This is a genomic window from Chitinophaga varians (assembly GCF_012641275.1).
Lineage (GTDB): Bacteria > Bacteroidota > Bacteroidia > Chitinophagales > Chitinophagaceae > Chitinophaga > Chitinophaga varians_A.
The window spans coordinates 71,586-82,269 of the sequence record NZ_JABAIA010000002.1; the positions used below are offsets into that span (position 1 = coordinate 71,586).

The 10,684-nt window shown below is 51.2% G+C and carries 7 protein-coding genes; 6 read left to right on the top strand and 1 reads right to left on the bottom strand.

Features of this window, described 5'->3' with window-relative positions; translation table 11 throughout:
- Positions 1-446: 446 nt before the first annotated feature.
- The 6 genes from HGH92_RS14875 (at position 447) to HGH92_RS14900 (ending at position 9,129) form a co-directional block, all read left to right on the top strand.
- Entirely contained in the window at positions 447-1,292 is an 846-nt protein-coding gene (locus tag HGH92_RS14875) for an energy transducer TonB (RefSeq protein WP_168871599.1), read from the top strand.
- A 363-nt stretch (positions 1,293-1,655) separates the two neighbouring features.
- Positions 1,656-4,235 carry a phosphoenolpyruvate carboxylase gene (locus tag HGH92_RS14880; RefSeq protein WP_168871600.1) on the top strand — a complete coding sequence of 860 codons (2,580 nt, stop codon included), beginning with the start codon at positions 1,656-1,658 and terminating at the stop codon, positions 4,233-4,235.
- A gap of 162 nt (positions 4,236-4,397) precedes the next feature.
- Complete coding sequence (gene gndA / locus HGH92_RS14885; RefSeq protein ID WP_168871601.1) at positions 4,398-5,819, top strand: NADP-dependent phosphogluconate dehydrogenase; 1,422 nt, start codon at positions 4,398-4,400, stop codon at positions 5,817-5,819.
- Between the two features lie 24 nt (positions 5,820-5,843).
- Positions 5,844-7,349, top strand: a complete 1,506-nt coding sequence (zwf, locus tag HGH92_RS14890) for a glucose-6-phosphate dehydrogenase (RefSeq protein WP_168871602.1) — start codon at positions 5,844-5,846, stop codon at positions 7,347-7,349.
- Between the two features lie 123 nt (positions 7,350-7,472).
- A complete protein-coding gene (gene pgl / locus HGH92_RS14895; protein ID WP_168871603.1) occupies positions 7,473-8,198 on the top strand; it encodes a 6-phosphogluconolactonase in 726 nt (241 codons plus the stop codon).
- Positions 8,199-8,370: 172 nt separating this feature from the next.
- The gene (locus HGH92_RS14900; protein WP_168871604.1) at positions 8,371-9,129 is read left to right on the top strand and encodes an amidohydrolase family protein; all 759 of its coding nucleotides are present in this window, start codon (positions 8,371-8,373) and stop codon (positions 9,127-9,129) included.
- Positions 9,130-9,167: 38 nt separating this feature from the next.
- Here HGH92_RS14900 and HGH92_RS14905 read toward each other — a convergent pair whose 3' ends face one another.
- Positions 9,168-10,631 (bottom strand): FMN-binding glutamate synthase family protein, encoded by a 1,464-nt coding sequence (locus tag HGH92_RS14905; protein WP_247654946.1) that lies wholly within the window; start codon positions 10,629-10,631, stop codon positions 9,168-9,170.
- Positions 10,632-10,684 lie beyond the last annotated feature (53 nt).

The following is a 10,684-nucleotide window of genomic DNA, read 5'->3' on the forward strand; positions in this document are numbered from 1 at the left end:
CAACTAATGAGAAAGGCGTATTAACGTAAACGCTTATACTTTTTTCGGAAAGCCTAATTTTATCATGAAGGAACCATCTGTTTTCAGGTAAGGCTCCCAGTGCCAGCAAGTCCCGGTCGCGCACCGGGGCTTCTTTTTTTACAGCGTTATGAAAACGATTTAAATCCCCGGTGTTATGACCTTGTCTGGAATGCCATCTGCAGCAACAGTGTACTGGTGAATGCACATAATTCAATCTGAGTGTAAATTTATCAACCGCTGAAAAAAATATAACGGTATTGAATATACGAAATTTGATCCCTGTCGTTATTATGACAATATAACTTGCCGGTTACCTTGTTGTTCCCCGTTAACCCTGCCCTGCCACCTCCCGTCAGGGAAAATTTTTTTTCATTTTGTTATGGAAAATATTTTGCTGCGCCATCTAACTAATAAACACATTTACCATGGACTCAGCTAAAATCCCGGGGAATGATTTCCTCGACATCCTTTTCGAAGGAAGAAACAAAGACTATGGGGCTTATGCACTACGCAACCGTTATGACCGGCGTGTACGCAATGCCGTTATGGGCACCGCTTCTATTGTATTGGTAGTGATGGGTGGATATGTGCTGAATAATACATTAATGGCGCGGGATAATATTAATAAGCCATTGGCGCTTAAAGATCCTGTGATGATCAACCCAATTGAAGACCCGGTATTGGAACAGCCTTTACCTCCGCCACCGCCGCCAGTACAGGCTACACCGCCGCCATCCGCGCCTACTGTAGATTTCGCCAGCCTGGTCGTAGCGCCAGACAAAGACGTAAGACCGGATGAAGAACCGCCGCGCATCAAAGACATCGGCAACAACGCCATCGGTTTTGAAAACAAGGATGGAGACCCGAATGGCCGCCCCGAAGGATTGGATGATCTCAGAGGTCCCACCACGGGAGTTGTAGATGTGCCACTAGCTCCCGAACGAGAAGAGAGGTTCATTTTTGTGGAGTTTATGCCGGAGTTTCCTGGTGGTGAAGCGGCGTTGATGAAGTACCTGAGCAAGAACTTACGGTACCCGAATATGGCACAGGAAAATGGTATTCAGGGAAGCATATTCGTTCAGTTTGTGGTGAACAAAGACGGTAGTATTTCAGAAGTAAAGACGGTGGGTGCCCATAAAGGTGCTGGTCTGGAGGAAGAAGCTGTCCGCGTAGTGAGTAAAATGCCTAGCTGGAAACCTGGCAAACAAAACGGAAAGGCGGTAACCGTCATCTTCAATCTGCCGGTCACTTTTAGACTCGATAATCAATAGCACCGGCCTGCCATCCATTTAACCTGAACACCTATACACTCCGTTACCCGATTCCATCATTTTTATTCATTTAACCTTAAAAAAAATTGCAATCGACTGATTGTACGGGCACTGCCATGACCATGTACGTCAGTTTCCCTTCCGCTGTTCTCATACCTGTGCGTGTCCCGGCCTGTATTTTGTGATCTGCTTAATGCGGCCGGGATTTTTAGTTTTCTTATTAGAAAATATTCAAACATTTTTGTTTTGTGTAAAATAATAATCAAAAAATAAAGCGTTTGATATATAAACAACTAAACAGAATAATTATTAATTTAACGGCCGCTTAGTTCTCTTCTTCAGCACTATAAACGGATTTTTAGTATGGAAGCGCCGGTAAACAACTCGTTGCAGCAGTTTAAGAACCTTGTTGGCACAAAGTTCCAGCTGTATAACAGTCTCTTCACCTCTTTGCCCTTTCACCGGGTAGAGAAGACGGGCATCTTTCTTTCCCTTTTCCTCCTCCACTGCGAGGAAGGATATGCCCGCGGGAACAGTCCCCAGACCATTATGGACTCCTTTTTTGAACAGTATACCACGTATACGGACGAGCAGCAGCGGACGGACCTGCTGTTTCGCTTCGTACAGTACGCGGAAAGGCAGGTGGTACTGTTCGACGCCCTGGAAGATGCCGCATTCCGCTATATCCGCGACCTGGAAGGCGCCGGCACCCTGCGCCACCTGCAATCGGAAGTCATCCAGGAGCAGGCACAGGCCAAACTGAAGGAAAAACTGAAGCATTTCTCCGTCCGCCTCGTACTGACGGCCCACCCTACCCAGTTCTATCCCGGCGAAGTGCTCGGTATCATCAACGATCTGGCCCGGGCGCTTGTGGAGGAAAATACCTCCGAGGTGAACATGTACCTGCAACAGCTGGGCAAAACACCCTTCTTCAAAAAAGAGAAGCCCACACCCTATGATGAAGCCATCAGCCTGGTGTGGTTCCTCGAAAATATATTCTATCGCGCCGGTGGCCGTATCCTTTCTTTCCTGAAAGCACAGTTCCCCGGGGCCGTCAGCAGCAGCAACCCGGTTATCCGCATGGGCTTCTGGCCCGGTGGCGACCGTGACGGCAATCCCTTTGTGAATGCCGCTACCACCGTGGAAGTGGCCGCCGCCCTCCGTGCTTCGATCATGCGCTGTTACTTCAGGGAAGTACGTAACCTGAAACGCCGCCTCACCTTCAAGGGCGTGGAAAACGTGGTGGCCGCACTGGAAGACAAACTGTCGCGCAACCTCTTCACCGCCGGCCATAAAGCGGATATCAGCCGCCAGGAAATACTGGACACGCTGGCGGATATACGAAAAACAATAGTGGAGCAGCACAACGGACTATTTGTACACCTGGTGGATAACCTGGCCAGTAAAGTGGAAATCTTCGGCCTCTACTTCACCTCCCTGGATGTCCGCCAGGACAGCTCTGTCCATGAGGCGCTCATAGCCGCCGTGGTCGACAAAACCGATGCGCTCCCGAAAGATTATGCGTCCCTCGATGATGCAGGCAAAATCAAAGCCCTGCTCAATATCAGCAAGGCCGTTGACCCCGCGTTGCTGGACACGCCCCTGCATCAGGACAGCCTGCGCACCGTGGCCGCCATCAAACAGATACAGGAGGCCAACGGCGAAGAAGGTTGCCACCGCTATATTATCAGTCATTCTACCAGCGAGCTCAATGTAATGGAAGTATATGGCATGTTCCTGCTCAGCGGCTGGCAACGGGAGTCCATGACCATCGATATTGTGCCGTTGTTTGAAACGATCGATGACCTGCGCCACGCCGGACGAGTGATGAAAGCGCTGTATGAAAACGCGGAATACCGCGAACATCTGCGCCGCCGGCAATGTAAACAAACCATCATGCTGGGTTTCTCCGACGGCACCAAAGACGGCGGATACCTCATGGCCAACTGGAGCATTTATAAAGCCAAAGAAGAGCTGACACGCATCTCCAAAGAATACGACGTGGACGTGGTGTTCTTCGACGGCAGGGGAGGCCCTCCCGCCCGTGGCGGCGGAAAAACCCACCAGTTCTATGCCTCCATGGGCCGTAACATCGCCAACCGGGAAATACAACAGACCATACAGGGGCAGACCATCAGCTCCAACTTCGGTACCGTGGACGCCGCCCAGTTCAATATGGAGCAGCTGGTACACGCCGGTATTACAAACGAGCTGTTCTCTTCCCGCGAGGTGACCCTCACCGAAGCGGAGGAAGACCTGCTGCAGTCCCTTGCTGATGCCGGGTATGCGTCTTACAACAAACTGAAGAACCATCCTTATTTTCTGGAATACCTGGACCATGCCAGCCCGCTGCGTTATTATGCGGAAGCCAATATCGGCAGCCGCCCGAGTAAACGTAACGCCAATGCAAAGCTCAACCTCAATGATCTGAGGGCCGTGCCTTATGTAGGCGCCTGGAGCCAGTTGAAACAAAATGTGCCCGGTTACTATGGTGTGGGCAGCGCGCTCAAACACCTCGATGAACAAGGCAGATGGCCGGAACTGGAGCACCTGTACCAGCATTCGCTGTTCTTCCGCACCCTGCTCGATAACTGCGAAATGGCCATGAAAAAGAGCTATTTCCCGCTTACCGCCTATCTGGCCAAACATCCGCAGTACGGGGAGGTATGGCAGGCGATTTATGATGAGTTTGAGCTGACCAAAAAGTTCCTGCTCCGCCTGACCGGCGAATCAGAACTGATGGAAGCCAGCCCGATCGACCAGTTGTCTATCCAGATGCGGGAGCGGATCGTACTGCCTTTGCTCACCACGCAGCAATATGCGCTGACACGCCTGCGTGAGCTGGATGCTGATCCCAACAACGGCCATGGCCGTGAAACGTATGAAAAACTGATCATGCGTTGCTCCTTCGGTATCATCAACGCCGGCCGTAATTCAGCCTAAGAATTACGAATTACAAATTACGAATTACGAATTGAGGGCTTGCTTGTGGGTAGTTTACTTGTTAAATCTGCCAGAAAGCGGGCCCTCAATTCGTAATTCGTAATTTGTAATTCGTAATTGTTCCCTACTTTTACATCTCCTTTAGCTTAACTACACTTCAATATGGCAAACAGCTTATATGACTTTGGAATGATTGGCCTGGGGGTAATGGGCCGGAACCTGTTACTCAACATGGCGGATCATGGCTTTTCCGTGATCGGCTTTGATAAAGACGCTGCTAAAAATGCCGCGCTGGAATCTGCCGCAACTCCCGGAACAACCGTGAAAGGAGTTGCAGAGCTGGCTACCATGGTACAACTGCTGGAACGTCCGCGCAAGCTGATGATGCTGGTACCTGCTGGTCAGCCGGTGGATGATGTAATTGAATCCCTCATCCCGCTGCTGGAGCAGGGCGATGTGGTGATAGACGGGGGGAACTCCCATTATACTGACACCTTACGCCGGGTCCAGTACCTCCGCGAAAAAGGCATCCACTTTATGGGGATGGGCGTTTCCGGTGGAGAGCAGGGTGCCCGTACAGGCCCCAGCATTATGCCGGGCGGCGATCTCGACGCGTATGCCAAGGTGAGGCCCATGCTGGAAGCCATTGCGGCCAAAGTAAAAGACACTCCCTGCGTGGCCTACCTCGGTAAAGAAGGTGCCGGCCACTACGTTAAAATGGTGCATAACGGTATAGAATATGCCATTATGCAACTGATCAGTGAAAGTTATGCCCTGTTGCAGAAAGGCGCAGGACTCAATAACGACGAGCTGCACCAGGTATTTGCAGAATGGAACAATGGCGCATTGCAGTCATTCCTCGTGGAAATCACCGCAGACATCTTCAAACAACAGGATGATAAAACATCCGCCCGTTTGCTGGACGTGATCTCTGATAAAGCCGGCTCCAAAGGCACCGGTAAGTGGACTTCACAAGACGCGATGGAACTGCCGGTGGCAGTACCGGTGATAGACACCGCGGTAGCAATGCGTACACTCTCCGGCTACAAAGACCAGCGCCTGGAAGCTGAAAAGCTGTACACCGCGCCGGACCAGACCATTCATGTAAGCCGTGACATGTGGATCAAACAGGTGCATGATGCCCTGTATTTCGCCACTATCCTGAGCTATGCACAGGGACTGGCCATGCTGCACGAAGCTTCCCGCGACCTGCAGATGGAAATCCCGCTGCCGGAAGTAGTGAAAGTATGGAGAGGCGGTTGTATTATCCGCTCTTCCCTCCTGGAAGTGTTCACACAGGCCTACCAGCAAGACGCCAACCTGGCCAATATCCTGCTGGACAAAGGCGTGGCCTACCTCGTACAGTCTGTGGAAGCCAACACCCGCAGCGTGGTGGCACAGGCGGCACAAGCCGGTATACAGGCCGCAGGATTCATGTCTGCCCTGTCTTACTTCGACGCGTTCCGTACCGGCAGAATGGCGACCAACCTGATACAGGCCCAGCGCGACTATTTCGGTGCGCATACTTACCAGCGGACAGACATCCCTGGTACTTTCCACACCGAATGGCAGCGTAACAACTAATAAAGTTCATTATTAATTTAATATATGCAGATCCATAAACGCCCTCCTGCTTCCATCCTCTTTATTTTCGGGGGCAGCGGCGATTTAAACTACCGAAAACTAACACCTGCGTTATACAATCTTTTCCTCGACGATTGGATGCCCGAGCAATTCGCTATTGCCGGTTTGGGCCGCAGCCCGTATTCCGACGACGATTACCGCACCCACCTGCTGGACGGTATCACCAAATTCTCCCGCAGAAAAGGTGAACAAAACGGCCACTGGAAAGATTTTAGTCAACATGTGACTTATCTCCAGATGGACGCGGAAGATGCTGCTGCCTATTCCAAACTGGCCGACTTCGTGAAGCAGAAAGAAGAGGAATGGGGCGTACATCCTAACGTGATCTTTTACCTGGCGGTAGCGCCGCAGCTGGTGCCCAATATCGCCACCCGCCTCGGTAACCTCAACCTGTGCAGTGACAAGCACTGCACCCGCATCGTGGTCGAAAAACCATTCGGCCATGACCTGCAAAGCGCTCACGAGCTGAATGAGCTGCTGGCTTCTAAATTTACCGAAGAACAGATTTTCCGTATAGACCACTACCTGGGCAAGGAAACCATCCAGAATATCCTGGCTTTCCGCTTTGCCAATGCGCTCTTCGAGCCGGTATGGAACCGTAACTTCATTGATAACATCCAGATCACGGCTGCAGAAAGCGTAGGCCTCGAAGGCCGTGGCGGTTATTATGAAAGGGCCGGCGCCCTGCGTGATATGGTGCAGAACCATATCCTGCAGGTCCTCTGTATGATCGGTATGGAAGCCCCCGTGTCTTTCGACGCCAATGAAATCCGGAATAAAAAAGTGGACGTGCTTAACGCCATCCGCCGTATTACACCGGATAAAGTGCACGAATTCGCAGTACGCGGTCAATATTCTTCCGGTTGGAAAAGAGGGGAAAAAGTAGTCGGTTACCGCGAAGAGAAAGGAGTAGACCCTAAATCCAACGTGGAAACCTACGCGGCGGTGAAATTCTACATCGACAACTGGCGGTGGCAGGGTGTGCCTATCTATGTGCGCACCGGTAAATACCTGAACCAGAAAGCGACCAATATCATCCTGCAGTTCAAGGAAGCGCCCCACTACGCGTTTCCGCAGGAAGCAGCCCAGACATGGCGCCCCAACAGGCTCACGATCAGCATTCAGCCGGAAATGGATATCCGTATCCGCTTCCAGGCCAAACGCGCCGGTCAGACCATGACACTGGACCCTGTAGATATGACCTTCAATTATGAAGACGCCAATGGCGAACATGCACCGGAAGCATACGAAACCCTGCTGCTCGACGTGATGGAAGGCGATGCCACCCTCTTCATGCGCGGCGATCAGGTAGATGCTGCCTGGAAAGTGATCATGCCTATCCTGGAGACATGGGAAAACCGCACCCCGCAAGACTTTCCGAATTATGCCCCGGATTCATGGGGGCCGGACGACGCGGACGCGCTTATCGCCAGAGACGGACATACATGGATTAATTTACCTTCTAAATAATTACGAATTACGAATTACAAATTACGAATTGAGGAGCCGTTTTCAGGCAGTTACTTAGTAACCATTTCAAAAGTGGACCCTCAATTCGTAATTTGTAATTCGTAATTCGTAATTCCTGATTTTATGGAACTACACATCGCCAAAGATCCCGCCCAGCTCAGTGAAAACGTGGCTGCCTGGATCAGCAACTATATACAGGAAGTATTACAGGACCAGGAAAAGTTCACCTTTGTACTGTCCGGCGGTAATACCCCCAAACAGTTATACTCGCTGCTGGCAAAACCTCCTTATGCCGAAATTATTCCGTGGGAAAAAATACATTTCTTCTGGGGCGATGAACGTGCTGTGCCCTTTGAAGACGAACGCAACAACGCCCGCATGGCTTATGACGTGCTGCTGGACAAAGTGCCGGTAAATCCTGATAATATCCATGTAATGCGCACAGACATTGGCCCTGAGCAGTCTGCCCTGGAGTATGAACAAATACTGCGTAAATATTTCAAGGATGAAGAGCTGACCTTTGACCTGGTGTTGTTGGGAATGGGTGACGATGGTCATACCTTGTCCCTCTTCCCCGGTATGCCGGTGGTGCATGAAGAGGAAGCCTGGGTGAAAGCATTTTTCCTGCCTGCGCAGGACATGTACCGTATCACGCTCACTGCCCCGGTAGTGAACGATGCGGCCTGTGTGTTGTTCCTGACTACGGGCGCCAACAAGGCACTTACGCTGAAGAGCGTGATAGAAGGCACTTTCGACGCTGATAAATTCCCTTCCCAGCTGATCCGTCCGCAGGAGGGTGAGCTGCACTGGTTTGTGGACGAGGCAGCTGCTTCCGCCATGGAACTATGATAATATAATGCCTGCTGATTCGCCTGATATGTTTGTTGCAGGAAGATAATTTTGAGTTGGAGAGATTTATATATTGCGCCAAACAAATTATTTTTTATTCAGTAATTAACCGTTACTTTAATGCGATAAACGCATCAGGCGAATAAGTAGTAATCATGTTATTCTCAGTTTTATGTTTGATAAGCCCATATATGATGCACATCTGCACATTATTGACCCCAGGTATCCTTTGATCCCCAACAACGGATACGTTCCCCCTACCTTTACTGTTGACGATTACCGCGAAAGAGTGGCAGCGCTTCATTTGAATGTAACCGGCGGCGCAGTGGTGTCCGGCTCTTTTCAGGGTTTTGACCAACAATACCTGCTGGCGGCCTTAAACGCATTGGGACCGGGTTTTGCAGGCGTTACACAAATCCCGGCCAATACAACCGATGAGGAAATCATCGCACTGCACCATGCGGGCGTACGCGCTGTACGCTTCAATATTCAGCGGGGCGGATCAGAAAGCATTCAATACCTGGAACAACTGGGTAAAAGGGTGTATGACCTTGTTAAATGGCACGTGGAGCTGTACGTTGATTCCCGGCAACTGCCCGGTATTTCCACCACGCTGCATAAGCTCCCTAAGATCGTGATCGATCACCTGGGCTTGTCAAAAGCAGGCTTCAAACACCTGCTGCCATTGGTGGAAAAGGGCGCGATCGTTAAAGCTACCGGCTTTAGCCGCTGCGATTTTGATGTGGTCACCGCCATGCGGCAAATCACCGCTATCAATCCGGCAGCCCTGGTATTTGGTACAGACCTGCCATCAACGAGGGCACCTAAACCCTTCGTACTGGCAGATCTGGAGCTGATTACCAAAAATTTCCCGCTTTCACTGGCAGAGAAAATTTGTCGCGATAACGCCCGCGCCCTGTATCAGTCATAAGTTTCCTGATTATTTAATTCGGACAGGCCGGAAATACGCTATATCCCGAAATTCCAGGTGTCTGTCGTCACGGTGTCCAGCTGTTCCTTCAGATGGGCAGGTATCTGACCTTCCAGCAGGAAACCCTGCGGGGTGCTGGGATAGATATCTTCAAAAGTGCGGATCTGGTTCATGAACACCCGGCGGAAGATATGCCGGCGGGTAATTTTATGCGGGTCAGGAAGACCGATGGCAGCTGTCAGTTCCACGGCGCTCTCAATGGTGTCGCGGTGATAGTTGGCCACCCGTTGTTTTTTGTCATCCACTACAAGGCCGGCGGCCAGCCATTTGTCCTGCGTGGCTACGCCGGTAGGGCAGCGGTTGGTATTGCACAGTAACGCCTGTATGCAGCCAAGGGCCATCATCATGGCGCGGGCGCTGTTGCAGGTGTCTGCCCCCAAAGCCAGTGCCCGCAGCAGGTGGAAACCTGTCAGCACTTTACCGGATGCAATGATTTTTATATGGTGACGGATGTTGAAACCTGTCAGCGTATCATGCACAAATGCCAGTCCGTCCATCAGCGGCATGCCCACGGAGTTGGAGAATTCCGGCGGCGCAGCGCCGGTACCGCCTTCTCCGCCGTCTACCGTAATAAAATCTGGGTAGATGTCTGCCTCCATCATCGCTTTACAGATGGCGTAGAACTCGCGGTGCTGGCCGATGCACAGCTTGAAGCCTACCGGTTTGCCGTTGCTCAGCTCACGCAGCTTTTTGATGAAAAGCATCATCTCCCGCGGACTGTTGAAGGCTTTGTGGAAAGGAGGGGAGTAGACGGTAGTATGTGGTTTTACGTGGCGGATAGCGGCTATCTCAGGAGTGTTTTTAGCTGCCGGTAAGATACCGCCATGGCCAGGCTTGGCGCCCTGTGAGAGTTTCAGCTCAATCATTTTTATCTGTGGCAGCACGCTTTTTTCTGCAAACAGCTTGTCAGAGAAATTACCATCTTCGTCGCGGCAACCGAAATAACCGGTACCAATCTGCCAGATAATATCGCCTCCCTGTTTCAGATGGAAATCGCTGATGCCACCTTCACCGGTGTTATGCGCAAAATTGCCGATTTTGGCACCTCCGTTCAATGCCTCTACTGCATTGGAACTGAGCGATCCGTAGCTCATGGCGCTCACATTGAAGATGCTGGCTGAATAAGGCTGGCGGCAATCACGGCCACCAATGACCACCCGCGGGTCTTTGTTCATCGTGTCAAAATCGTGCGGCTGTATGGAATGGGCCATCCATTCATACCCTTCCGCATATACGTTGAACTGTGTACCGAAAGGCTGCGAGTCCAGTTCCCGCTTGGCCCGTTGATAAATAGTGGACCGGTCTACCCGGTTCACCGGGCTGCCGTCAATATCACTCTCCACAAAGTACTGGTAGATCTTGGGGCGCAGAGACTCCATCCAGTAACGCATACGCCCGAAAATGGGGTAGTTGCGGATGATAGCATGTTTTGTCTGCATCATGTCCATGGCCCCCATAATAATGAGCGGCAAGACAAGAATGAGCAACCAGTAAA